General features: G+C 62.6%; 25 protein-coding genes, 1 tRNA gene and 1 pseudogene. 15 read left to right on the forward strand and 12 right to left on the reverse strand.

From position 1 onward, the window contains the following. The first annotated feature begins 14 nt into the window (after positions 1-14). A complete protein-coding gene (locus ACESNB_RS09285) occupies positions 15-1,148 on the forward strand; it encodes an iron-containing alcohol dehydrogenase (protein WP_373006555.1) in 1,134 nt (377 codons plus the stop codon). 11 nt (positions 1,149-1,159) lie between these two features. After that, positions 1,160-1,831 carry a DNA-3-methyladenine glycosylase I gene (locus tag ACESNB_RS09290; protein WP_373006557.1) on the forward strand — a complete coding sequence of 224 codons (672 nt, stop codon included), beginning with the start codon at positions 1,160-1,162 and terminating at the stop codon, positions 1,829-1,831. Positions 1,832-1,835: 4 nt separating this feature from the next. Here the strand turns inward: ACESNB_RS09290 and nrtS are convergent, their stop codons facing one another. Continuing rightward, positions 1,836-2,018, reverse strand: a complete 183-nt coding sequence (gene nrtS, locus ACESNB_RS09295) for a nitrate/nitrite transporter NrtS (protein WP_373006559.1) — start codon at positions 2,016-2,018, stop codon at positions 1,836-1,838. A gap of 78 nt (positions 2,019-2,096) precedes the next feature. On the opposite strand from nrtS, the gene ACESNB_RS09300 reads away from it, so the two are divergent. Continuing rightward, complete coding sequence (locus ACESNB_RS09300; RefSeq protein WP_340694001.1) at positions 2,097-2,519, forward strand: hypothetical protein; 423 nt, start codon at positions 2,097-2,099, stop codon at positions 2,517-2,519. On the opposite strand, the gene ACESNB_RS09305 is transcribed toward ACESNB_RS09300, so the two are convergent. Beyond that, on the reverse strand, positions 2,516-2,899 hold the full coding sequence (locus tag ACESNB_RS09305; RefSeq protein ID WP_373006561.1) for a hypothetical protein: 384 nt from the start codon (positions 2,897-2,899) through the stop codon (positions 2,516-2,518). The two genes, ACESNB_RS09300 and ACESNB_RS09305, sit on opposite strands and share 4 nt — an antisense overlap. Before the next feature lie 189 nt (positions 2,900-3,088). On the opposite strand from ACESNB_RS09305, the gene ACESNB_RS09310 reads away from it, so the two are divergent. Next, a complete protein-coding gene (locus tag ACESNB_RS09310) occupies positions 3,089-4,384 on the forward strand; it encodes a polyhydroxyalkanoate depolymerase (protein ID WP_373006563.1) in 1,296 nt (431 codons plus the stop codon). Here ACESNB_RS09310 and ACESNB_RS09315 read toward each other — a convergent pair. Then, positions 4,381-5,406 (reverse strand): PLP-dependent cysteine synthase family protein, encoded by a 1,026-nt coding sequence (locus ACESNB_RS09315; RefSeq protein WP_373006689.1) that lies wholly within the window; start codon positions 5,404-5,406, stop codon positions 4,381-4,383. The genes ACESNB_RS09310 and ACESNB_RS09315 overlap by 4 nt on opposite strands. Before the next feature lie 163 nt (positions 5,407-5,569). On the opposite strand from ACESNB_RS09315, the gene ACESNB_RS09320 reads away from it, so the two are divergent. Further along, positions 5,570-6,031, forward strand: coding sequence for an Lrp/AsnC family transcriptional regulator (locus tag ACESNB_RS09320; protein ID WP_373006565.1), 462 nt, complete (start codon positions 5,570-5,572; stop codon positions 6,029-6,031). On the opposite strand, the gene ACESNB_RS09325 is transcribed toward ACESNB_RS09320, so the two are convergent. From ACESNB_RS09325 to ACESNB_RS09335, 3 genes are read right to left on the reverse strand one after another with little or no spacing between them, the layout of a single operon-like run. Then, positions 6,028-6,909, reverse strand: a complete 882-nt coding sequence (locus ACESNB_RS09325) for a hypothetical protein (protein ID WP_373006567.1) — start codon at positions 6,907-6,909, stop codon at positions 6,028-6,030. The two genes, ACESNB_RS09320 and ACESNB_RS09325, sit on opposite strands and share 4 nt — an antisense overlap. 35 nt (positions 6,910-6,944) lie before the next feature. Continuing rightward, positions 6,945-7,763 (reverse strand): HupE/UreJ family protein, encoded by an 819-nt coding sequence (locus tag ACESNB_RS09330; protein ID WP_373006569.1) that lies wholly within the window; start codon positions 7,761-7,763, stop codon positions 6,945-6,947. Then, positions 7,760-8,542 carry a ZIP family metal transporter gene (locus ACESNB_RS09335; protein WP_373006571.1) on the reverse strand — a complete coding sequence of 261 codons (783 nt, stop codon included), beginning with the start codon at positions 8,540-8,542 and terminating at the stop codon, positions 7,760-7,762. The genes ACESNB_RS09330 and ACESNB_RS09335 overlap by 4 nt, the downstream gene beginning before the upstream one ends. A 197-nt stretch (positions 8,543-8,739) precedes the next feature. Between ACESNB_RS09335 and ACESNB_RS09340 the strand changes: the two genes are divergently transcribed. Genes ACESNB_RS09340 through ACESNB_RS09355 form a run of 4 tightly spaced genes read left to right on the forward strand, consistent with a single transcriptional unit; the run spans position 8,740 to position 12,068 of the window. After that, the gene (locus ACESNB_RS09340) at positions 8,740-9,330 is read left to right on the forward strand and encodes a DUF2796 domain-containing protein (RefSeq protein WP_373006573.1); all 591 of its coding nucleotides are present in this window, start codon (positions 8,740-8,742) and stop codon (positions 9,328-9,330) included. 16 nt (positions 9,331-9,346) lie between these two features. Next, positions 9,347-10,042 carry an ABC transporter ATP-binding protein gene (locus tag ACESNB_RS09345; protein ID WP_373006575.1) on the forward strand — a complete coding sequence of 232 codons (696 nt, stop codon included), beginning with the start codon at positions 9,347-9,349 and terminating at the stop codon, positions 10,040-10,042. Continuing rightward, on the forward strand, positions 10,039-11,307 hold the full coding sequence (locus ACESNB_RS09350) for an ABC transporter permease (protein ID WP_373006577.1): 1,269 nt from the start codon (positions 10,039-10,041) through the stop codon (positions 11,305-11,307). Before ACESNB_RS09345 ends, ACESNB_RS09350 begins: the two co-directional genes overlap by 4 nt. 59 nt (positions 11,308-11,366) lie before the next feature. Then, positions 11,367-12,068 carry a DUF3299 domain-containing protein gene (locus ACESNB_RS09355; protein ID WP_373006579.1) on the forward strand — a complete coding sequence of 234 codons (702 nt, stop codon included), beginning with the start codon at positions 11,367-11,369 and terminating at the stop codon, positions 12,066-12,068. Between the two features lie 115 nt (positions 12,069-12,183). On the opposite strand, the gene mscL is transcribed toward ACESNB_RS09355, so the two are convergent. From mscL to aroA, 6 genes and pseudogenes are all read right to left on the reverse strand, one after another. Beyond that, positions 12,184-12,594 (reverse strand): large conductance mechanosensitive channel protein MscL, encoded by a 411-nt coding sequence (mscL, locus tag ACESNB_RS09360; RefSeq protein WP_373006581.1) that lies wholly within the window; start codon positions 12,592-12,594, stop codon positions 12,184-12,186. 111 nt (positions 12,595-12,705) lie between these two features. Then, positions 12,706-13,056: an integration host factor subunit beta gene (locus tag ACESNB_RS09365; protein WP_373006583.1), complete on the reverse strand. Its 351-nt coding sequence runs from the start codon at positions 13,054-13,056 to the stop codon at positions 12,706-12,708. Between the two features lie 378 nt (positions 13,057-13,434). Beyond that, a pseudogene (gene rpsA / locus ACESNB_RS09370) lies at positions 13,435-15,114 on the reverse strand (30S ribosomal protein S1); the annotation flags it as partial. Positions 15,115-15,249: 135 nt separating this feature from the next. Continuing rightward, on the reverse strand, positions 15,250-15,888 hold the full coding sequence (cmk, locus tag ACESNB_RS09375; protein ID WP_373006585.1) for a (d)CMP kinase: 639 nt from the start codon (positions 15,886-15,888) through the stop codon (positions 15,250-15,252). 103 nt (positions 15,889-15,991) lie between these two features. Continuing rightward, positions 15,992-17,074 (reverse strand): NADH:flavin oxidoreductase, encoded by a 1,083-nt coding sequence (locus ACESNB_RS09380; RefSeq protein ID WP_373006587.1) that lies wholly within the window; start codon positions 17,072-17,074, stop codon positions 15,992-15,994. A 52-nt stretch (positions 17,075-17,126) separates the two neighbouring features. After that, positions 17,127-18,449, reverse strand: coding sequence for a 3-phosphoshikimate 1-carboxyvinyltransferase (aroA, locus tag ACESNB_RS09385; RefSeq protein WP_373006589.1), 1,323 nt, complete (start codon positions 18,447-18,449; stop codon positions 17,127-17,129). 114 nt (positions 18,450-18,563) lie between these two features. Between aroA and ACESNB_RS09390 the strand changes: the two genes are divergently transcribed. The 6 genes from ACESNB_RS09390 (at position 18,564) to ACESNB_RS09415 (ending at position 22,666) form a co-directional block, all read left to right on the forward strand. After that, positions 18,564-19,076 (forward strand): FYDLN acid domain-containing protein, encoded by a 513-nt coding sequence (locus tag ACESNB_RS09390; protein ID WP_373006591.1) that lies wholly within the window; start codon positions 18,564-18,566, stop codon positions 19,074-19,076. Between the two features lie 48 nt (positions 19,077-19,124). Continuing rightward, positions 19,125-19,200 (forward strand) — tRNA-Ala (locus ACESNB_RS09395). Positions 19,201-19,533: 333 nt separating this feature from the next. After that, positions 19,534-19,776: a DUF1150 family protein gene (locus ACESNB_RS09400; RefSeq protein ID WP_373006593.1), complete on the forward strand. Its 243-nt coding sequence runs from the start codon at positions 19,534-19,536 to the stop codon at positions 19,774-19,776. An 80-nt stretch (positions 19,777-19,856) separates the two neighbouring features. Next, on the forward strand, positions 19,857-21,104 hold the full coding sequence (locus ACESNB_RS09405) for a parallel beta-helix domain-containing protein (RefSeq protein ID WP_373006595.1): 1,248 nt from the start codon (positions 19,857-19,859) through the stop codon (positions 21,102-21,104). 12 nt (positions 21,105-21,116) lie between these two features. Further along, the gene (locus ACESNB_RS09410) at positions 21,117-22,193 is read left to right on the forward strand and encodes an SO2930 family diheme c-type cytochrome (protein ID WP_373006597.1); all 1,077 of its coding nucleotides are present in this window, start codon (positions 21,117-21,119) and stop codon (positions 22,191-22,193) included. Further along, a complete protein-coding gene (locus tag ACESNB_RS09415) occupies positions 22,190-22,666 on the forward strand; it encodes a YaiI/YqxD family protein (protein ID WP_373006599.1) in 477 nt (158 codons plus the stop codon). The genes ACESNB_RS09410 and ACESNB_RS09415 overlap by 4 nt, the downstream gene beginning before the upstream one ends. Positions 22,667-22,749 lie beyond the last annotated feature (83 nt).

Genomic DNA, 22,749 nt, shown 5'->3' on the forward strand with positions numbered 1-22,749 from the left:
ACAGGATATCGTTCATGCCCGTTATCAATTTCCTTACGCCCTGCATCTTTGACTCCGGCGCGCTGAAGCAACTGGAGGTCACGGCAAAGAAGCTCGGCATCACGCGGGCCTTTATTGTGACCGATCCTGGCATCAAGGCTGCGGGCATTCTCGACAAGGTGATTGCGGCGCTGGGCAGCACGCCTGCGGGCATCTTCGCCGAGACGGTCGCCAATCCGACGGAAAAGCAGGCGAAGATTGCGACGCAGGCCTATAAGGATAGCGGTGCAGACGGCATCATCGCGCTCGGCGGTGGCTCGTCGATGGACCATGCCAAGGCCATTGGCCTGATGGCGTCGCATGACGAACCGCTCGAAAACTATGCGGCCATCATCGGCGGGGCGAAAAAGATCCACAAGATCCCGCCACTGATCGCCATCCCGACCACGGCGGGTACGGGCTCAGAAGTCTCGATCGGCATGATCACGACGATGGAGAATGGCCGCAAGGAGACGTTCGCCTCACCGTTCCTGATCCCGTCGACAGCCATCTGCGACCCGGACCTGACACTCGGCCTGCCGACATTCTTGACGGCTGCAACCGGCATGGACGCAGTCACCCATTGTATCGAGGCGGTGCTGACGCCGACAGTGAACCCGCCCGCCGAGGGCATTGGCTATGACGGCGCGACACGCGCATTGGGCGGCGGCTGGCTCGTCAAGGCGGTCAAGGATGGCAGCGATCCGGAAGCGCGCTGGCACATGATGATGGCGAGCTATGAAGGCGCGCTGGCCTTCGTCAAAGGCCTGGGCGGTGTGCATGCGCTCAGCCATGCGGCCGGACGCCTGCACGAGAAGAAACTGCACCATGGCACGCTGAACGCGATCTTCCTGCCGCATATCCTGCGCTTCCACGACGGATCTGCGGATGAGAAATACGTTCGCCTGCGCCTGGCCATGGGCCTGAAACCGAAGGCTGATCTAGGCGATGCGATCCAGGACCTGAACGATGCCATCGGCATTCCGAAAACCCTGTCTGATATTGGCCTGACGGCGGCTGACGGTCCCGGCATTGTCGAATACGCCCTGAAAGACCTCGCGCATTTTGGCAATCCGCGCACGATGACAGCCGATGATTATGCCAAGGTCTACGAAATCGCCCTTGGCTAGGAGGACGGCTCGTGCGTCCGCTTCTTCCCATCCTGCATCTGGCCGCCGGGCATCATGGCGGGCAGGCGGCCGTATTGAAGCAGGCGGTGAACGGGCATGCGCAGGCCGACCTGTCCAAGGTCCCGGCTGACCGGTTGTTGTCGGTGATGACGCGCTGCGTGTTCAATGCCGGGTTCAACTGGAAGGTCATTGACGCCAAGTGGGACGGGTTCGAGGCGGCGTTCGAGGCCTTCGATCCGGCCAAACTGGCCTTTTTCGGCGAGGAGATGATGGACGATCTCGTGTCGGACACGCGGATCGTTCGCAATGGCCAGAAGATCAAGGCCGCGATCGAGAATGCCAGGATGGTGGCGGAGATCGAGCAGTTGGAAGGCGGATTCGGCACGTTTCTCGCGACGTGGCCCGCAGGTGACCAGGTCGGCTTGATGAATGCGCTCAGTACGCGCGGATCGCGGCTGGGCGGGGCGACGGGGCAGTATTTCTTGCGCTTCTGTGGCTGGGACGCATGGATCACGTCGCGCGACGTATGCACGGCGCTGGTACGCGAAGGTGTGCTGGACAAGCCGGCGGTGACCAGCAAGCGCGACCTCGGCAAGGTGCAGGCGGCGATCAATCACTGGCATTCAGGCAGCGGCCTGCCGCGCGCGGCAATCAGTCGGATCCTGGCGCTGAGCGTGGGGTGAGACTTTATTTCGGTTTCACGGCCAGCGCGCTGAAGACCGACACGCAGAAGGGCACAAGATAGCTGAGGCCCATTTTCCACCAGTTCAGCGCGTCGAGGGCGATGACGCGCTCGAACTGGTTGATCAGGGTCAGGATTGTGCCGACCAGAATTGCCACCACGATGCCGCGGATAAGGATGGGGCGCATGGTCTCTCCAGTCTCATTGGCACCCGGCGGCGCTGAAATCGCTTTCCGTGCTCGTGCGAATCCGACCATTATCAGCACATGATCGCAGAAATACAGCATTATGCAGGGGGATTGGGCGTTGCCGCCAGCGCCATGGCTATTGGTGCCGGCTGGGTCGTCACCATTGCCTCGCCCAATTGCAGCTTTGACAAGCTGGATGGCAGCCGGGCCGACCGGCATGTGCGCGAATTGCTGCACCAGACGGCCACGCCGATTGCCGCAATCATGCTGGCGGCGGCCGCGCTGTTCATGCTGGCAACAAGCTGGGCGGCAGCGGTGACGGCTGCGCTGGCGGCGTTCGGCTTTTTCTCCACGCGCCTGATGCTGGCACCTAAGGAAGGCAAGAATCCGAAGGGCGTGAAAACGCGCCGGAAGGATCAGCGGGCCGTTTCCGTCAGCCTCTCACTGATGTTCATGCTGATTGCCGTGATCGCGGGCATTCTCGGCCTGATCGGGATCTAGGCGTAGACCAGCCAGAGACAGCCCATCTCGTGAAGGGCCCGAAAATCGTCGACAGAGTGGGTTGCGGCCTTGCGGGCGATTTCGCCGGCGGATTTGCGATTGGCGCCCAGCATCAGCACGCAGATGGCGAGACCCGGCATAAAGGCCCACCAGACCACGGCAAACGTGGCCAGAACACCGAGCAGACAGATCAGGTAGGCCAATGCGTCGAGCACGCGGAAACGGACATACATGTTTCGTCCGAACGCGTTGAGGAGTTCGGGACGCTTGTGCAATTCTTCGGCGTCGATGGCGAAGCGCTGTCCCGGAACGTGTTCCATGAACAGGGCGCGCGTCATGCGGCCGGCACGATGCGGGTTAGCTGCGCACTTGAGAAACATGCGGTGGTCCTCCCTTAAGGCTTGATTAAAACAGCCGCTCGTTAATCGTCCGGCGATCAGGGCTCGAAAATTTCACACAAATTCAATCATTCAGGCGTGCAATTACTTGAACGCCCGTCTGGTGAATCCGTTTGCCACTGGGGATTGTTGCACTTATGTTGCATTGCAGCATGAAAGGTTTGTAACGCAATGCTTTACTCACTTGTCGAAATGAACCGCGTGGCGATGGCACCGATGCGACTGGCCGCCAAGGCGGGCCGGGCCGCGCTCCTCTCCCCGCTGAATCCGCTCGGCAAGACAGAGTACGGCAAGTCGCTCGCCGCCTTTGCAGACGTTTTCGAGAGCTCCACCCGCTATTACGGCAAGCCGGAATGGCGGATCGACACGGTTCGGGTCAACAGCGCCCCGATTGACGTGACCCCGACGGTCGCGTGGCGCTCGCCCTGGTGTACGCTGTTGCATTTCAAGAAGGATCCGGACCAGCTGGCGGCCGTGCGCAAGCCCGGATCGCCGCCGTTGCCGCGCATGTTGATCGTGGCGCCTCTGTCGGGCCATTACGCCTCCTTGCTGCGCGGTACGGTTGAAGCCTTCCTGCCGCATCATGATGTCTACATCACCGACTGGTCGGACGCGCGCATGGCGCCTGTCTGGCAGGGCCGGTTCGATCTTGACGATTATATCGACCATATCCGCAAGATGCTGACCCAGATCGGTGGCGGCGCGCATGTGCTCGGCGTCTGCCAGCCGGGACCGCCGGTACTGGCGGCCCTTTCAATGATGGCCGAGGATGACGATCCGGCCCGTCCGGCGTCGATGACGTTCATGGGCTCGCCCATTGACGCCCGCCGCAGCCCGACCGTGCCGAACGAACTGGCCGAGCAGCGCTCGTTTGGCTGGTTCGAAGAGAACATGATCCATACCGTGCCGGGGCCGTATCCGGGCGTGATGCGCCGCGTCTATCCGGGCTTTGTCCAGCTTGCTTCGTTCATGCACATGAACTGGGGTCGCCATGTCGACGCGCAGTGGAAATTCTTCAATCACCTTGTCGAAGGTGATGGCGACAATTCCGGCAAGCACCGCGAATTCTATGACGAGTACCTGTCGGTGCTCGACCTGACCGAGGAATTCTACCTGCAGACCATCCAGCGCGTGTTCCAGGAACATCACCTTGCGCGCGGCATCTACAAGTATCGCGGAACACGCCTCGTAAAGCCCCAGGCGATCCGCGACATCGCGCTGATGACGGTCGAGGGCGAGCTGGACGACATTTCCGGCATCGGCCAGACGCAGGCCGCGCATGACCTTTGCACGAATATCCCAGAGGACATGCAGGCGGACTATGTCCAGCCGGGTGTCGGCCATTACGGTGTGTTCAACGGCGCCCGCTTCCGCACGGAAATCGTGCCGCGGGTGACGCAATTCACGCGCCGTTTCATCGATGTGAAGGCTGAAGCGGCCGCGAAGGATGCGGCGACGTCGGCCTAGGCCGGACAGCGGGTGGCTTCAAATCCGAGCAGCTCGATCCCCGGGCTGAGATAGCCTTCTTTCACCGGTTCGGTACACGCCAGTGCGGTCGAGAGGTATTTCTTGTTGTCGTCACAGAAGACGGTCGCGACCGCGGCGTTCGGGCCAAGGCGCTCGGCCGCCATCAGTGCACCGATCAGGTTGGCGCCTGAGGAAATGCCGACGCCCAGGCCCAGTTCACGCGCCAGCGCCTGCGCCATCAGGATCGCGTCGCCATCCGAGACCGCGATCACGTCATCCAGCTCGGCGAAATTGATGATGGCCGGGATGAAATCATCCGAAATGCCTTGGATGCGGTGACTGCCGATCTTGTGACCAGTCGACAGGGTGGGGGATTCCTTCGGCTCCAGCGGGTGGATTCTCACGCCTGGGACAGCCGCGCGCAGGGCGCGGCCAACGCCCATGACCGTACCGCCCGTGCCGACGCCGGCCACGAACGCATCCGGCGTGAGGCCGAGCAGGGCCATCTGCTTTAGCAGTTCCGGACCGGTCGTGTCGCAATGGCCGATGGCATTGTCGCAATTGGAAAACTGGCAGGGCAGGAAGACGCCCTCCTGACGCCGGGCCAGTTGCTCGGTTGCGGCTATGGCGCCGATGAAGCCGCCTTCCTCGCGGGTGACGAGGTGGAGATCGGCGCCGAGGCTGCGCAACAGGGCCTTGCGTTCGTCGCTCATCCAGTCGGGCATGTAGATATCGACCTCGTGGCCAAGCGCCCGGCCGAGCGAAGTCAGGGCGATACCGGCATTGCCGCTGGTCGCCTCGGCAATCGTGTCGCCCGGGCGCAGCGCGCCGGAACAGATGGCGCGGCTGAGGATCGAAAGGGCCATGCGGTCTTTGATCGAGCCGGTGAGATTGTAATGCTCCGCCTTGGCATGGATGACCCGCTCGACGCCGCGATAGCGCAGGTGGATCGAGAGGAGCGGCGTACGGCCGATGAGGCTGGCGAGGGCGCGCAGGCGCGGATGGGCGATGGCTGGCACCATGCGGGCGCGGGAAACGCTGTCGATCGCGGCAAGGGCAATAGGCGGCATGGTGATCAGCTCCATCTGGAAGAATGGAGAGATTCACATGGGGGCCGTCAAAATGCATCGTCATTTTACGACTTATTCGCTAGAATATAGGTACAATATTCGGTAATTATAGCAAATGGAAGAAAATTTAGATGATGTAGACCGGATTCTCCTGCGCGCCTTGCAGGCCGACGGCACGCAGTCGCTCGAATCACTGGCAGGTCGCGCGGACATTTCGACGAATACATGCTGGCGCAGGGTCAAACGGCTGGAGGAAAGCGGCGTGATTGCGCGCCGGGTGGCGCTGATCGATCCGGAAAAGCTGGGGCTGAACCAGACGATCTTCGTGGCGATCCGCACACGAGACCATTCGGCGGGTTGGCTGAAACGGTTTGCCGACGCCGTGCGGACGATTCCGGAAGTGGTGGAATTCTACCGGATGGCGGGTGATGTCGACTATTTGCTGAAAGTGCAGGCCCGCAGCGTCCAGGACTATGACCGGGTCTACAAGGCGCTGCTCGCGCGCGTCGATATTGCCGATGTCAGCGCGACCTTCGCAATGGAATGCCTGAAGAACACGACTGAGCTGCCGGTCTAGCGGAGCATGGCGGTTTCAGCGAAGCCGGGGACGTGCAGCATGCGGCTAAGGCCGAGGCAGGCGGCGAGGGGTTCGCCCTCCGGCGTCTTTGCGGCGCTGTCGGGCTTTTTGAGATAGGCGATCAGATCGCCCGTCGCGCCGCGCTCCAGCGCGTCCAAGGTCATGTCTTCGGTAACGTCGCCCAGAAGGGTCGATTTCCGGCAGGTCAGCTGTTCGGCAACGATGAGGGGCGCAGGCATCTCGCCCGTGCGGATGGCGCGCCAGGCCGCCTGCTGCGGCGCGCTGCGGATCAGGATGGCAGCAGGCAAGCCATCGCCTGCAGGCACGGCCAGCCAGAGCGCGCACACGCTGGAACGCGCCTTGGGGGTCGTGTAGCGGACCGAATAGATCGTTCCGCCAGAATACTTGTGGGCCGAGAGGCTTGCGGCATCTGTGGCGTCGAGTCCGGCGAGCCAGTCGGAGACTGCGATATTGCGGGCTTCGCGGGCGCGGGATGAATTGCCGCTGACCATGAGGGCAACCGACTGGTCCATGCGCGCAGAGGGTTTGAGCCGCGCGCCGGCCTGGATTGCTGCGTCATAGTGGGCTGCGGCGCGTTCGGCATTTCCCAGGTCGACGGCAGCGCGCGCGGCAATGACATGCGCCTCACGGATCTCCAGCCGGTCAGGGCAGGTGTCGATGAAGGCTTCAGACGTGCGCAGGAAATAGGCGGGGCTGCCTTCTTCGGTCGGGGCCGTGATCGCTTCATGGAAACGTCCGGCTTCGGACAATCCGCAGGCGCTTTCGCCGTGGGCGTATTGCGCGAAGGCGATCAGGGTGCTGACACCTGAAGCGATGACTGCCGAAGCGAGTTTGAGGGCGAAGCGGGGCTGAGTCATTGGAACCGTCCTTGCTATACCGACAAGGGGAATTCTCAACCCTGTAGGAAAGCCCGTTCAATCGCCCACCAGAGCCCGGTTGCCCCGATGGCGGCTGAGACGGGCCAGGCCAGGACCGGCCGGTAGAGTTGCATCTGACCTGCACGGCGGAGAACGCCCTTGAAGTAGAGCGATGCTGCAAAGGCCATGCCGATCACCGCGAGCTGGCCGAATTCCACGCCGACATTGAAGCCGAGCAGGGCGGGCAGGAAGACAGTGTCCGGCAGGCCGAGGTCTCCGAAGGCGCCGGCAAAGCCCATGCCGTGGATGAGGCCGAAGCCGAAAGCGAGCAGGGGCCGCCAGGCCATCGTGTCCTTGAAAAGGATGTTCTCGAACGCGGCCCAGGCAATGGTCAGCGCGATCAGCGGCTCGACGATTCCCGGTAGCGGCGTGATCGCGCCGGAGGCTGCCAGCCCAAGCGTGGCGGTATGGGCAATGGTGAACGCCGAGATCTGGAAGAGCAGGGATTTGACGCGCAGGCTGGAGAGGAACAGGGCCAGGACGAACAGGATATGGTCCATGCCTCCGGGCAGGATGTGCTGGAATCCGATGTGAATATAGAAGCCGAACGTGGCAAGGCCCGACCGGTCAAGGTTCATCTCATCTGGCTCAGACGCTGTATCTGAAACGGGCTTTTCAGGCGTCGCATTTTTCTGGTCGAGTTTCGCCAGTTCGCGGCAGAGCGCCGGGTCCATGCCGCCGTTTGGCGTGCAAAGCTCGTCTTCGGGATGGGCGTGGGCCTGAAGCGGGACGGCCGTGCTGATAACCATGACGCAGGCCAGCGCGGCGAGCAGGTGAGCAACCAGTGCCCTCATGGGCGCATGTCCAGCAGGTCGTGCGTGCCCAAACCGCCGTCATGGTGTGAATGGTCGGGGCCATGCACGGGCAGGACGGCAATCAGGACCGCGATCAGGACGCCTCCGCCAAGCGACAGGAAGCTGCGCAGGGGCGGCTCTTCCTTCAATGGCTCCATTAGCGGGCCGGTTGCCACATAGAGCAGCAGGCCGGCGGAAATGGCGAACAGGTTGCCTACGGCTTCGGCCCCGAGCCCGTACATGAATGGCACCGACGCGACAACACCCAGCGGGGTCGTGACCGCCGCAGCGAGGAACGCGAAGAGGAACGACCGGCGATTGCCGAAGCCATGGCGGCGCAGGATCGCAAAGGCGATCACGCCTTCGGGAAACTTGTGGAGCAGCAGGGATGCAGCCGCATAAACGCCGGATGAAAAGCTGGCGGCGAACGTTACCGAGTAAATCACGCCGTCGATGAACGAATGAAGGGCGATCGCCATGACCGGCGTGGCCGCCGCAGCGTGCCCCTCTTCACCGCCTTCCGGGAACAGAACGCGGACTAGGAAGCTGAGCAACAGCCCGCCGAGAAAGCCGGTGAGGATGAGGGCAGGCGCATGGCGGCTGAGGGCGAAGGCTTCCGGCGTGATGTGAAGCAGGCTGAGCGTCACGAGCATGCCGCCGGCCGCCAGTGCGAAGAGGCCGGAATGGCGCGCGCTCCAGTCGCCACGCGCGGCAACCGCGATCAGGGCGATCGTTGTCACAAAGGCAGCGATCAAGCCGAAGAATAAAGGGGCCTGCATGGACTGGAGCATAGGTGGAAAAGCGGTCTCAAGGGGGCGGCGCAGGGCCGGGAAAGGAATTACAGGACAAAGCTGCGGCGAAATGCGTTGATGTGCCCTTGTGCTAGAATGTTATATAGTCTCATTATCCAAATCGCGAGAACAAATTTGCGGTTCGCGTGTTTTCCCGCAGTGTGGCGCCAGGAGGCCCTTCGACGATGTTTACTTCACCGCGTGTATTCTTGTGCCTGATGATCGGCGTTCCGATGCTGGCTCTTGCAGGTTGCGGGCGCGATCCCGAGCCTGCTGCGCCGCCTGAGGCGGTGTCTGACGACGTGCCTGTGCCCGAGGTGGTTGCGCCGGTGGTTCCTGAAATGCCCGACATGGAGGATCACTCTGCAGGCGGCGAAGCGCATGTGCATGGCGCTGGCGAGTTTGCCGTGGCGGTCGATGGCGATGTTCTGACGGTGACGCTGGACGCGCCGCTGGCGAATTTCGGCCTCGGCGAAGGCGACGCGGACACGCTGAAAGTCAGCACCGGCATCGGCGACGGGCTCGTGCGGTTTGAAGGCGGTGCCGATTGCCAGCCCGGCGACCGCCATATCGAGACACGAACGGCGGGCGACCATAGCGGACTGACGCTGACATTGTCTTTTACCTGCACGGATATCGAGAAGCTTGAAGGCATCCGCCTGAACGCGTTCAGCGAGTTCCCCGGATTTGAGACGGTCAACGCCATTTTCATCGGTCCTGACGCGCAAGTTGCCAGTGTGCTGACAGCCGGCAATCCTGAACTGTCCACACGCTAGAACCTGAAACGGCTGAATGACTGATCCTGCCATACAGATCGACGGCCTGCGCTTTGCCTGGAAGGGCGCAGAGCCGGTGCTAGATGTGCCCGCCTTCACGCTGGCGCGCGGCGAGCGCCTGTTCCTGCGGGGGCCGTCAGGCTCGGGCAAGTCGACCCTGCTCGGGGTGATCGCCGGCGTTCTGGTGGCGGATGCCGGACGGGTGAACGTGCTGGGCCAGGAGCTTGGCAGCCTGTCCAGCGCGGCGCGCGATCGGATGCGGGCCGACCATCTCGGCGTGATCTTCCAGATGTTCAATCTCGTGCCTTATCTCTCGGTGGTGGGGAACGTGACCCTGCCGCTGAAATTCTCGGGCCGTCGCCGCAGGGTCGTTGGCGGGGATGCCGATGCAGAGGCCCGGCGCCTTCTGGGTCGGCTGGGCCTCACCGATGAAGCGCTTCTGGCGCGACGTGTATCTGACCTCTCGGTTGGCCAGCAGCAGCGCGTGGCCGCGGCGCGGGCGCTGATCGGCGGGCCGGAAATCGTGATTGCGGACGAGCCGACGTCGGCGCTCGATTCCGATGCCCGCGACCGGTTCATTGAACTCCTGTCCGAAGAGGCCGCCCGCACCGGCGCGGCGTTGCTGTTTGTCAGCCATGACGCCTCGCTGGCGCGGCTGTTCGACCGGGCGGTGGACCTTGCCGAGATCAACCGGGCGAGGTTGAGCGCATGAAGGCGATCCTGTCTCTCGCCTGGAAAAGCCTGATGAACCGCAAGGGCTCGGTCATCCTGACACTGGTGGCCGTGGCACTTTCAGTGGCCCTGTTCCTCGGCGTCGAGAAGGCGCGGACTGGTGCGCGTGAGGGCTTTGGCAATACGATTTCGGGCACAGACCTGATCGTGGGGGCGCCGACGGGGACGGTGAACCTGCTGCTTTATTCAGTGTTCCGGATGGGCAATGCGACCGCGGAAGTGTCGTGGCCGACCTATGAGAAGATTGCGGCGCGTCCGGATATCGCGTGGGCAGTGCCGATCTCGCTCGGCGACAGTCACCGGGGCTTTCGCGTGCTTGGCACGACAGACGCGTATTTTGATCATTACAAATATGGCCGGGGGCAGGCGGTGGTATTGGCCAAGGGCGAGCGGTTCACAGATGTGTTTGATACCGTGATCGGCGCCGATGTGGCGCGAGAACTTGGCTATGAGATTGGCTCGCCGCTGGTGCTGAGCCACGGGCTGGGCGCAGCCAACCTCGATGGCGGACATGAGAACCGGCCCTTCCGGGTCGTCGGCATCCTGGCCCCGACCGGCACGCCGGTGGACCGCACGGTGCATGTCTCGCTGGAAGCGATCACCGCCATCCATGTCGGCTGGGAGACGGGCGCGAAGAACCCGCTGTCGGACTCGATCGATGAAACGATGATCCGCAGCTTCGACCTGACGCCGAAAAGCGTGACCGCGATCTTTGTCGGCCTGACCCAAAAGGGCACGATCCTGACAACGCGCCGGACGATCAATACCAACAAGGGCGAGCCGCTGATGGCGATCATTCCCGGCGCGGCGCTGGCCGAGCTGTGGAGCGTCACGGCCTTTGCCGAGCGGGCACTGATGGCAGTGTCTGTATTTGTCATCGCGGTGGGGCTGGTATCGATCCTCACCTCGATCCTGACGAGCCTGAACGAGCGCCGGCGCGAGATGTCGATCCTGCGGGCCGTGGGCGCGCGGCCGGGACATATTTTCAGCCTGCTAGTGCTGGAGGCTGGTCTTGTCGGATTCCTCGGCGCACTGGCGGGGATTGGCCTTATCCATGCGATCCTGCTGGTGGCGGGTCCGATGGTGGAGGCGCGCTATGGCGTGTCGCTGGCGGGAACAGGGCCAGGGCTGACCGATCTCTACACGCTGCTGGCCGTGACGCTGGCCGCGCTGGTGATCGGCATGGTGCCGGCTTGGGCGGCGTTCCGCCGATCACTGGCCGATGGCCTGTCTGTGAAACTGTGATGATTTGTACCGTTGAAACCGGCTGGTGGAACCAGCCCTCGGAGCCTATTTAGAGAGCCATGAAAAAACCCCTGATCCTGACCTTCGCCATACTGCTCGCGCTTGTTGTGGCCTGTGGTGAGACCGCTGTGCCGGAAACGGCCTCAGCCCCTGCTGCTGCGACGGCCAATGCCGGGCCGAAATTCGGCGACAAGATCGGCGAGGGCGATGCCGAGAAGGCGGCCCGGAAAGCCGAGAAAGATGCCGAAATCGTCGCCAAGGCGGCTGAGGCGGCACGGACCAAGGCTGAGCTTGAGGCGCGCGGCATTCGCAGCGTCGGGTGGGAAGACCTTATGCCGGAGGGCGAGGAAGAACGCCTCGCCCAGATGTACCAATCGCAAATGGCGACGCTCTATTCCGGCGCGGCGATTGCCGAGGGCTCGGCCGCCGACACGTCGGTCCAGATCGGCACGTTCAATACAGTCGACGCACTGAACGGCGTGAAGGTGCGCATCCCCGGCTATACGGTGCCGTTCGAATACGGATCGAAAGCCGAGATCACGCAATTCCTGCTGGTGCCGTATTTCGGGGCCTGTATCCACTCGCCCCCACCGCCGCCAAACCAGACGATATTCGTCAGGACCGACACGCCGATCAAGCTGAAGGACCTGGCCCAGGCCGTCTGGATCGAAGGCACGATGCTAACGCAGACGCAGAATTCGGATCTCGCCGACGCGGCCTATACGATCGAAATGACCAACATTACGAAGTACGAGTATTGAGGCAAAAAAAGAAGGGCAGCCAATCGGCTGCCCCTCTCATACTCTACTTGGTACTCTACTGATCTTAAGCTTTAAGGAAAAAGTCCTAACGCTTTACGAACCTCGTTGCGGCGGCCTATTTGGCGCCCTTTGCAAGCAGGTTGCGGATTTCCTCGAGGAGGACTTCCTGGCGCGGCGGCTCTGCCGGTGCTGCCTCTTCCTTTTTCCTCATCGAATTCATGCCCTTGATGATCATGAGCATCACCAACGCGACGATGATGAACGAGATCAGCGCGCTGAGGAATGCGCCGATATCGACGATCGCAGCGGGCTGAACGACTTCGCCAGCGGCGTCGAGGACTTCAGGTGAAATCGTGTAGGTCAGTGCTGCCAGATCGATGCCGCCCATGATCGGCGCGAGGATCGGCAGGAAAACGCCCTCAATGAACGCGCTTACGACAGTTGCGAAAGCGCCGCCCATGACAAAGGCGACGGCCATGTCGATGAGATTGCCCTTCATGGCAAATTCTTTGAATTCCTTGAACATTGTATACCCCTCCTAAGGTTGGTTATCCCACTCGCCAGTGGAAATAATTCCTACTATTCGAATAGAGGGTCAAGCTGGTTCAACGGGCGGGGGAGCCTGCCGGAGGTCAGCCTATCGGGCTTCGGGATCTTCGCCGCCATTGACGCGGGCGCGCAATTCCTTGCCGGCCTTGAAGAAGGGGACGGCCTTTGCCGGCACCTTGACCGGTTCGCCGGTCCGCGGATTGCGGCCCTTGCGGGCGTCACGCTTACGAACGGAGAAGGCGCCGAAGCCGCGCAGTTCGACCCGGTCGCCGCGTGCGAGGGCATCGCCGATCTCGTCGAGAATCACATTGACCACACGCTCGAGGTCCTCCTGGCGGAGGTGACTGTATTCCGAAGCGAGTTTCGCAATGAGTTCGGACTTTAGCATGTGGTTGTTATTAAACGCATTTGCGGCGGGAACGCTAGGCCCCCGCCGCAAACATTTCGTCGAATTTAGGAAGCGGTTGCCCGCTCCGGATCAGGCCTCGTTCATGAACGCTTCGGCCTGGCCCTTCCAGTCGTCACGTTCCATCCGGCCCTGGAAGCTGAGCTCTTCTTCAAGCTCAGTGATCTGAGCCTCATTAAGAGCGGCAACCTGCCAGAAGTGGAAGATACCGGCTTCGTGAAGCTTTTTCTCGAATGCCGGACCGACACCCTTGATCTGCTTCAGGTCATCGGCCTCGCCCTGTGGCGCGGCCAGACGGCCACGCTCGTCGAGCGATGCTGCGTCGCCTGCCGGAGCAGACGCCGCTTTCTTCGCCTTGGGCTCTGCCTTTGGATCGGCCCTGGATTCAGCCTTGCCGGCCGTCGAGGAGGCGAGGGCTGCACCGAGGATGTCGCCGAGCGAGGCGCCGGCATCAGCCGAACCGTATTGTGCGACGGCATCTGCTTCTTCGGCAATCTCGAGCGCCTTGATCGACAGTGTCACACGGCGCGAGCCGCGATCGATGGTGAGGATCTTGGCGTCGACCTTGTCGCCAACAGCAAACCGTTCGGGGCGCTGGTCGGCCCGGTCGCGGCTGAGGTCGGAGCGGCGGATGAAGGATTTCATCGCCGGGGAGCCGAACTCGACCTCGATACCGCCCGAGGTGATCTCGGTGACGGTGCAGGTGACGATCGAGCCACGCTTCACGCCGGTACCGCCGTCTGCAGGGGCAGAAATCGGGTCGCCGCTGAGCTGCTTGATGCCGAGCGAGATACGCTCTTTGTCGATATCGACGTCGAGCACTCTGGCCTTGACCATGTCGCCCTTGTTGAAGCCTTCAATGGCCTGCTCGCCGGACTTGTCCCAAGCGATGTCATTGATGTGCACCATGCCGTCGAGGTCGGGGCCGAGGCCCACGAAAAGGCCGAACTCGGTGATGCCACGGACTTCGCCCTCGATTTCGGAACCGACCGGGTGGTCGGCGACGAATGCGTTCCATGGATTGTCCATGGTCTGCTTGAGGCCGAGCGAGATGCGACGCTTGTCGCTGTCGACATCCAGAACTTCCACGTCAACTTCCTGTGTCGTGGACAGGATCTTGCCGGGATGGACGTTCTTCTTGGTCCAGCTCATTTCGGAGACGTGGATCAGGCCTTCGACACCATCTTCCAGTTCCACGAACGCGCCGTAGTCTGTGATGTTGGTGACCTGGCCCTTGAGGCGTGCGCCGACCGGATAACGCGAGTCGATGCCGTCCCATGGGTCGGAACCGAGTTGCTTCATGCCGAGCGAGATACGCTGGGTGTCCGGGTTGATCTTGACGATCTGCACTTCGACTTCCTGGCCGACTTCAACAACCTGCGACGGGTGGTTGATACGCTTCCAGCTCATGTCGGTGACGTGCAGCAAGCCATCGATGCCGCCGAGGTCCACGAACGCACCGTAATCGGTGATGTTCTTGACGATACCTTTGCGGACGTCGCCTTCTTTCATGTCCGAGACGATCTCGGCACGCTGTTCGGCGCGACTCTCTTCAAGGATGGCGCGGCGCGAGACAACAATGTTGCCACGGGTGCGGTCGAGCTTGAGGATGGCGAACGGCTGGATCTCGCCCATGAGCGGACCCACGTCGCGGACCGGGCGGATGTCCACCTGGCTGCCGGGAAGGAAGGCGTTGACGCCGCCGAGGTCGACCGTGAAGCCGCCTTTGACGCGTCCGGAAATAGCGCCTTTGACGGGCTCTTCCTTGGCAAAGCTGCGCTCGAGCTTGATCCAGCGCTCTTCGCGGCGAGCCTTGTCGCGCGAGAGGACGGCGTCGCCGAGGGCGTTCTCGATCCGGTCGAGATACACGTCGATGATGTCGCCGGGCTTGGGCTGCTCATCTTCGAGTGCGAATTCTTTTGTCGGGATACGGCCTTCGGTCTTGAGGCCGATATCGACGAGAACGTTTTCATTCTCGATGCGAATGACGGTGGCCGGGATAACCTGGCCTTCCTGCATTGCGCCCGCGGCAGCGGACGACTCGAACATTGCCGCGAAATCGTCGGTTGATGGGTTCATTTTTTCAGTCATTGTGTCTCCGGGTACGGGGCGAACGGTTCAAGGCGGGCGTGCACCATTGCAGCCCGCGTCGGAACGACCCGTTAGAGTGGTCTGTCATCTTCAGAGCGGCACCATCTGTTTGGATTTGAGCCCTTTTGGGGCCCTTCAGACGGTCTTTCCACGAGCAAGAACGGCCTCAACGGCTGCAATCGCCTTCTCCACTGCGACGTCTATAGTCAGATCAGTCGTATCTATCAAGACCGCATCTGTTGCGATTATGGCCGGGGCATCCTTGCGCGACTGGTCGCGTTCATCGCGGATGCGCAGCTGTTTGACGACCTCTTTAAGCGTAATGTCCTGACCGTAGCCGAGATATTCCCTCCAGCGCCGGTAGCCGCGCTGTTCGACATTCGCGTCGACCCAGAGTTTCACATCGGCGTCCGGCGCGATCACCGTTCCGATATCGCGCCCGTCGAGCAGGGCGCCCCGGGGCTGGATGGCAAAGGCGCGTTGCAGGTCGAACAGGGCCTGGCGGACTTCGGGGATGACGGCGACCTTGCTGGCCGCCTTGCCGGCTTCGCCTGTGCGCAAGTCCGCTTCACTGAAGCTGGCCAGTTCGAGGCCGGCGGCGATGCGGACGAGGCTGGCGGCATCATCGAGCGCGACACCCTGTTTGATCGCGGCAACGGCCGTGGCCCGGTAGAGGCGCCCGGTGTCCAAATGCGACAGACCGTAGCGCGCCGCGAGGCGTTTCGCGATCGTGCCTTTACCTGAGGCCGTTGTTCCGTCGATGGCGATGATCATGGACGCGGGAAGTGAGCGAAGGCCCCCATATTGTCAAGCAGGTGCGACGCCGGGTGGGGCCCTTGGAGGGTGGGGGATAGGTATTCGGGGGTGGTGGTCCGGCTCAGGCTGATTCCTGCACGAAGCCCTTCCACGTCTTCATGTAACTGACGAAGGCATCGCCAAGCCCTTCCTGACGAAGATGTGCCTCTGGCACGGGCAGGGCGCTGGGCATGAAATTCGGATCGGCTTCGAGTTTTTCAGGGAAATCATGATGGAGGATTGCGCTGCGGCCGATGACCACAAAGTCCAGCCCATCGTCCAGCGCTTTCTGGCAGGCGGGGCCTGTCGTCAGCTTGCCTGCTGCACCGAGGCGGCAGTCCCCGCGCGGCAGGTCGATGAACCAGCCGAGCAGGCTGCGCGACTGGTGAGCTTCGTCCATCGGCAATTTGAACGCGTCCCACAGTGACATGTCGAGATAGTCGAGCTTGCCGGACACCATGAGTTCTCCGGCGAGACGGCGGATCTCCATCAGGTCCATCCCGAACCGCTCCGGTGAAAGTCGCACGCCGAGCGAGAAGTCCTTGCCGCATTCGGCGCGCACCGCGTCGATTATCTCCTTCAGGAGTTTCACGCGGTTCTCATAAGGCCCGCCATATTCGTCGTCACGCTGGTTCACTTCCGCGCTGAGGAACTGGCCGATCAGGTAGCCATGCGCTCCATGCAGCTCTACGCCATGGAAGCCTGCCGTCTCGGCGCGCTTCGCGCCAGCGACGAAGGCATCGAACGCGCGCCTGACTTCGTCGCCGGACATTGCGCGCGCGCCGAATTCCGTGTTGTCGGAAGGGCAATGTGGCGTTTCGCCAATCAGCTCTTTCGGCGAGCGCATGCCGGCATGGTGTAGCTGGACGACGGAATGGCTGCCGGTCTTGTTGATCGCCTCGGCGAGGCGGGCAATCCCGGGCAAGTGCTTGTCATCGAAGATTCCGAGTTGGCCAGGGAAGCCCTGGCCGACAGCCTGGACATGGGCTGCGCAGGTCATGGTCAGGCCGAAGCCGCCTTCGGCCCGCATTGTGAGCCATCGGAATTCGTCGTCACTGAGCGTGCCGTCCGCGTGGCTCTGCAAATTCGTGAGCGGCGCCAGCATGAAGCGGTTTTTCATGGCCGGGCCATGGGCGAGCGGGAGAGGAGAATGAAGCGATGTCATTCCCCGACAATCGCGTCGCCACTGTCGCCGTCAAGTTTGCCGCAAGGGAAGCTCAGCTGTCCGAAATATCCGCGCCAAGCGCGGCCATGTGCCCGAGGAAATCCGGATAGCTTGTCGCGATCATGGACACGTCATCGACGCTGACGGGCTTTTGCGAGGCGGTGCCCATGACGAGGGCGCTCATGGCGATGCGGTGATCGTGGCGGGTTTCGACCAGTCCGCCGCCGGGGGGCGGGCCGCCGTAGCCCTGAACCGCGAATCCGTCCTCGCGCTCTTCGGCCTCAACACCGTTGGCGCGCAGCATGTCGACCACGGCCTTCACCCGGTCGGTTTCCTTGACGCGCAGTTCCTCGGCGCCGGTGACGATTGTCGTTCCGGTGGCGAAGGCGGCAAGCACGGCGAGGATCGGGAATTCGTCGATCATGGCTGGCACCAGCCGTTCGGGTACAGACCGCCCGATCAGGGCGGCGCTGCCGGACTGGATGTCGATGAGGCGTTCGCCAGCAGCGTCGTCGGTGTCTTCTGCGCCGAGGCGCGCGCCCATCAGTTCAGCCAAGTCGAAGAAGCCGGACCGGGTCGGGTTGGACATCACGCCTTCGACCATGACATTGCCGTCCGGTGAGATCAGGCCAGCCGCGATCAGGAAGGCGGCGGAAGACGGGTCGCCCGGAATGGCAGCCTCGATGGCCGACAGGCGCTGCCCGCCGACCAGCGAAATGGTGCGGGCCTGCCCGGCGCCACGCGTGACGCCAATTTCGACGCCGAAACCGCGCAGCATGCGTTCGGTATGGTCGCGCGTCGGCTTGGCCTCTTCGATAATGGTCGTGCCCTGGGCGTTGAGGCCGGCCAGCAGGATGGCGGACTTGACCTGCGCGGAGGCCTGCGGCGGCGCATAGGTGATGGCCTTGAGGGCGCGCGTGCTGGTCAGGCGGAAGGGGAGGCGGCCGTCGGGCTTGGCGGTATCGGTCAGGCCCATCAGGCGCAGCGGGGCGAGGATGCGGTTCATCGGCCGGGCGCTGAGGCTGGCGTCGCCGCAGAGCTCGGCGCTGAGTTCATAACCGGCCATCAGGCCCATCATCAGGCGCGATCCGGTGCCGGAATTGCCGAAGTCGAGCGGGGCGGCGGGTGAGGTGAGCCCGCGCTCCCCGGTGCCGGTGACCTGCCAGAGGCCGGGCCCGGTCTGCGTGACTTCTGCGCCGAGCGCCGCCATCGCGGCGCCGGTGCGCAGGACATCGTCACCTTCCAGCAGGCCCGAGAAATGGCTGGTGCCGCTGGCGATCCCGCCCATGATGAGGGCGCGGTGGCTGCAGGATTTGTCTCCCGGGGCGCGGATAATGCCTTGCAGGCGGCTGACGGGGCGGCTGGTCCAGACCATGGGAAGATTCCGATTGCACTGTTCTTACATGAATTCGGGCTTTGACAGCGCGCGGCGTTCATGGCAAGCGCCCGCCCAGACCAAAATCATTGAAACTTCGGAGGGAGCCGCCCCGTGTCGAAAGACAAACTCGGAACCAAGCAAGTCTGCCCAGACTGCGAAGCCCGCTTTTACGACCTCCACAAACGCCCCGCTGTTTGCCCCAAATGCGGTAACGAATTCGATCCTGAAGACGAGGTCATCAAGACCACGATCACGAAGGTGAAGGCAAAAGCTGCCCGTGCGGCCATCAAGTCTGACGACGATGACGACGATGACGACGAGGACGAGGACATTGCCGTAAAGGGCAAGGGCGGCGATGACGACGACGAAGACGAGGTCGACGACGAAGAAGATGCCAAGGAACTCGGCGGCGAAGAAGCCGAAGTGATCCTCGAAGGCGCGTCCGAGGACGACGAGGAAGAGACGACCGGCTCCAAGGTGCCGGCCGGCTTCACCGAGGAAGGCGTCGACGATGACGACGACGACGATGATGCCGTTCTCGCCGATGATGATGACGATGCCTTCAGCGTCGATGACGACGATGATGACGATGATCCGCTCGTGCTCGACGAGGATGAAGATTAGGGCTTGAAAGGCGCGCCCGGCGCGTCTACTTCTCGCCCTTCGCAGAATGGGGCCATAGCTCAGTTGGGAGAGCGCTTGCATGGCATGCAAGAGGTCGTCGGTTCGATTCCGTCTGGCTCCACCATTCTTCTCTTGTATAACGCTTTCCGTATCGGCGCTTTGCGCCTCACATGAACGGGGCTCAGGGCTGCTTTCGCAGGTTTTGTATCTGCGATTAGCACCTCACATGGCCCGGTCTCCGGGCTGTTTCTGCAATCGAACGATCGGCGTGTTAACGGCGCAATGCGTTGGCGGGCCGTCACTTATTTGTGAACATTATCTCACTTCCGCCACATCCCGGCGCTTGAAGCGGCCATATTGCTCCCCCATCTTGAACCTGAACGAAGGGTCCGCCCCTTGAAGGCATAGTCACCGGCTCTTGGCGTTCGGTATCTGTCTTGTGACGGAAAGGATTGGAATGATGACGACTGAACTGAAAACGAACCCGTTTGAAAGCGACGCCTTTGTCTACATCCGCCACCTGGATGCGGACGAATTGCAGACCCTTCTGCCCGCAAGTGAAACCAACCAGATCAATGATCCGGATGAGCTGTTTGTGGTCCTGTCAGCCGACGGCGTTCGCCTCGCGGTTGTCGAAGGCCGCGAAGCCGCCTTTGCTGCTGCGCTTGCAAATGACCTGAAGCCGCTCAGCGTACACTGACACCGGCTTAACCACCCCTTGCTTTTCCCCGGTTTGAAGTTGACACTTGTGTCACCGAATAAACCGGGGAGGACGCGGCAATGAAATATCAGGGAACCTGGACCGCGGCGGTTGCCTTGCTGGCGCTGGCCGCGTGTAGCCCGAAACCCGCGCCCGAGACCAAGGCCGAAGCGCCCGCGCTGCCTGCCGTCGTGTCTGCGGAAGGCGACTTTGCCACCAATCTCCAGACAGCGCTCATCGACGCCCAGCCGGGCGATACGATCCGCCTGCCCGAAGGCGTGTTCAACCTGACCACGGGCCTGTCGCTCGATGTCGACGGCGTGACACTTCTGGGCGCCGGGCAGGACAAGACCATTCTCGATTTTGCCGGGCAGACCGGCGCGGGCGAAGGCCTGCTGGTGACGTCGGACAATGTGACCCTGATGGCTTTCGGCATTCGCGACACCAAGGGCGACGGGATCAAGTCCAAGGGTGCTGATGGCATCATCTATCGCGATATCACGGTAGACTGGTCGGGCGAGCCTGACGAAGGCAATGGCGCCTATGGCGTCTATCCCGTGGAATCGCGCGACGTGCTGGTCGAGAACGTGACCGTACGCGGGGCGTCGGATGCCGGCATCTATGTCGGCCAGTCGGAAAACATTATCGTGCGCAATTCGCTGGCCGAGTTCAATGTGGCAGGCATCGAGATCGAGAACTCGAACAATGCGGATGTCTACGGCAATATTGCCCGCGACAATACGGGCGGTATCCTCGTGTTCGACCTGCCTGACCTGCCGGTCATTGGCGGGCATTCGACGCGGATATTCAACAATCAGATCGTCCACAATAACACGCGCAACTTCGCGCCGGCGGGCAATATCGTGGCGGGCGTGCCGTCGGGTACGGGCGTGATCATCCTGGCCAATCGCGATGTGCACGTGTTCGACAATGATTTTGCCGACAATCGTTCGGCGCACGTCCTGCTGACGGCCTATACCGAGCCGTTCACGGACGAGCGGTACAATCCGTTGCCGCGCGATATCGTGGTGCGGAACAATCGCTGGTCGGGCGGTGGCACCGATCCGCAAGGCATGTTGGCGCCCCTGGCAGAGGCGCTTGGCGGCACGCTGCCGGCGATTGTGGCAGATGGTGTGACGCGCTGGCCGGGCGCCGATTCGCAGGCGGTGAATCTCGTTATCGATGAGGCGCCCGAGATCGGTTTCGTCAATCTCGGCATCGGCGCGTATCCGATCAATCCAGAGACGCTTGCGCCCAGCATCGACCGTCCGCAGGGCACCCCCGTGACTGAGCCGGCGGCTGTGATCCTGCCGCAGGATGCTGAATAGGACGCTGACGCGATGATGCGACTGGCCGGCCTTGTTTCAGCCCTTCTCCTGCTGGCGGGTTGCAGCGCGCGGAGCGGTGAGGCCGGTGGGCCGGACGCGGCCCTGCTACTGGCTGACGCGCCGGCACCGTACCTGGCGGACTATGGGTTCTTCAGCGATGCGGCAGCGGATAGTCCGGCAGCGGGCGTCGTGCCCTATGACCTGATCAATCCGCTGTTCTCGGACCATGCGATCAAGCACCGCTTCGTCTACGTGCCGAAGGGCAAGTCGGCGGCGTATTCGGCTGATAGCGTGATGGACTTCCCGGTCGGCAGCGCGCTGATCAAGACATTTGCGTTTGCGCCGGACCTGCGGGCGCCGGGCGTGCGTGAATACAAGGTCGAGACGCGGTTGCTGATCCACAAGGCCGATGGCTGGGCGGCGTTTCCCTATGCCTGGAATGCGCAAGGCACGGAGGCTGTCTATGCGCCTGCGGGTGGTCGGCAGGCGATATCGGTCGTGGGGCCATTGGGCGCGCCGCTTTCGATCGACTATGCCATTCCGAACAAGAACCAGTGCAAGACCTGCCATCAGGATGGCGATACCGTGCTGCCGATCGGGCCGAAGGCGCGCAACCTGAACCATGACGGCCCTGCTGGCGTGAACCAGATCACCGACTGGCAGGCGCGGGGTGTGCTTGAAGGCGTGCCGGACGACGTGCCGGCGGCGACCGCCATATTCGATATCAGCCTGCCGGTTGCAGCCCGTGCGCGGGCCTATCTCGACATCAATTGTGCCCATTGCCACAAGGCGACCGGGTCTGCGTCGAATTCCGGTCTCTGGCTCGGGGCAGGGGAGACATCTGCCGTCAAGCTCGGTCTCGGCAAACATCCGACGGCGGCGGGGCGCGGGTCTGGCGGCATTATCTATGTGATTGCCCCCGGTGACCCCGACCGTTCGATCCTGGCCCACCGGATGGAGTCGTCCGAAGCTGGCGTGGCGATGCCGGAGCTTGGGCGTAGCGTGATCGATGATGACGGCGTCGCGCTGGTGCGCACATGGATTGCGGGCATGGACGCCTTACCTGCGCCTGCTAAAGAGCAACCATGAGCGAAGAGCTACAGATATTCATCGATGGCGATGCCTGTCCGGTGAAGGACGAGATTTATCGCGTGACTGTGAGGCACGGCGTGCCGGCGGTGCTTGTATCGAACTCCTATATCCGCATCCCCGAACATGCGATGATTTCGCGCCAGATCGTGACGGACGGGTTCGACGCTGCCGATGACTGGATTGCAGAGCGGGCGCACGCCAAGAGCGTCGTGATCACAGCGGACATCCTGCTGGCGGACCGCTGCCTCAAGGCAGGCGCGCGCGTGATCGGCCCGACGGGCAAGCCGTTTACCGATGATTCCATCGGGGCGGCTGTGGCGACGCGCGCCATCCTGGCGGACCTGCGTGTCGGCATCAGCGAGGCCGGGGCCCCGCGCGCCGGTGGCCCGGCGCCGTTCACCAAGGCGGATCGGTCGCGCTTCCTGTCGGCGCTGGACGAGGCACTGGTTGCCTTGAAGAAGGCCGCCTAGGCTCTATCCCTTGCGCCGTCGGAGTGTTCTTGCCATGAGAAGGCCAGCCCGCGCCGCCTTGGCGCCCATGCCGGGGAACCCAA

The organism is Hyphomonas sp., assembly GCF_041689225.1.
Taxonomy (GTDB): domain Bacteria; phylum Pseudomonadota; class Alphaproteobacteria; order Caulobacterales; family Hyphomonadaceae; genus Hyphomonas.